At 42.9% G+C, this 1,583-nt stretch carries 1 protein-coding gene; it reads left to right on the top strand.

Going from position 1 to position 1,583, the window contains the following annotated elements:
• Positions 1-80 precede the first annotated feature (80 nt).
• Entirely contained in the window at positions 81-1,130 is a 1,050-nt protein-coding gene (locus tag AC27IB_RS23410; protein WP_487124040.1) for an IS110 family RNA-guided transposase, read from the top strand.
• Positions 1,131-1,583: the final 453 nt, after the last annotated feature.

A 1,583-nucleotide genomic window follows, 5' to 3' on the forward strand; every position in this document is an offset into this window, starting at 1 on the left:
TTGATACTCATTGAGCCTCCTCCCTATCAGCATAAACAGAGTTTATCCTAATAGGTGACCAAACCGAGGGAGAAAACTCAATGAACTTTTATACTAATACACATCCTTACTATTGTGGAATCGATCTTCATACACGATTACTGTATGTCTGTATCATCGATAATGAAAACAATATCTTAGTCCACGAGAAAATCGACGATTCACCAGAGAAATTATTGGCACTGCTAACGCCCTATTTAGGCAATATCGTAGTTGGTGTGGAATGTATGCACTGCTGGTATTGGGTGTCTGATTTCTGTGAACAGCACAATATTGATTTTATTCTCGGCCATGCACTGTACATGAAAGCTATTCATGCCGGGAAAACCAAAAACGATAAAATTGATGCACTGAAGATTGCCAAGCTCATTCGCGGCGGCAACTTCCCGTTAGCTCACGCCTATTCAAAAGAGCACCGTTCTATTCGTGATGCGCTGCGTCGTCGAACGCACATTATGAGAATGAGTGCACAGCTGAAAGCTCATGTGGCCAGTACAATTAGTCAATATAACCTACCCGCCCTGGAAACCCGGTTAAATCTGCAAAACTCACCGGACCGCCAGAAAATGCATCACTTTTTCCCTGACGAAGCTGTGCAGAAAAGTATGGATTTAAACCTCAATATCATTAGCACCATGGTGCATGAGCTGTATAAAATTGAGCACTATGTAAAAATCCAGGCGCAAACGCATAACGCTCGTGACCTTCATATTCTTAAGTCGTTTCCAGGTATTGGTAAAATCCTTGCCCTGACCATTTTATACGAGGTTGGCGATATTCAACGCTTTCCCTCTGTTCAGAAATTCGCATCCTATTCGCGGTTAGTAAAATGCAAAGCGGAGTCCGCCGGCAAATCATACGGCACCCAAGGGAATAAAATCGGCAATGCACATTTGAAATGGGCCTTCAGTGAAGCGGCTGTGTTGTACCTGAAAGGCAATGACAACGCTAAACGCTATCTTGCTAATCTGCAAAAACGCATGAGCAAAGCTAAAGCCTTATCGGCTTTAGCCCATAAAATCGGGCGATGTATTTATTTTATGCTGAAAAATCAACAGGTGTTTGATGAAGAACGCTTTTTAAACGGGTAAGTCGCACAGTGGCATGAGCTTTAGCGTCTAACTGGTTAAACGACGAGTATCGTCTTATCGCACAATACTCTGCAATCAGCAGTTTCGATAAGTATACCAACAGCTCATAACCCGTTGCGTTTGATTAGACATGCCACTGTTGCGCATTATTCCCTTTTTCAGAATTTGCTTACACCTTCACTGAGCCCGGTACTAACTGGCGTAAACCAGCCACTTAGCTTTGAATAGGACAGAGGAAGGTTAACCGATGAATGTCTAGTGCCGTTGCCAATCAGATGGAATTGATAAGTGCAACATTAAGAGCCTCTATATGTGTTTGACGTAGGCAATACGCCTAACATCGACCATGACAGACGAAGTAAACGGGTTCTACAAAGGGCTAAATATTGATCTTGAAATAGTGGTCAAGGGGCTATCTTTTTTCATTGACAGCCCGGAGGCTCATATGTGTTA

The organism is Alteromonas sp. 4NH20-0104 (assembly GCF_057547795.1).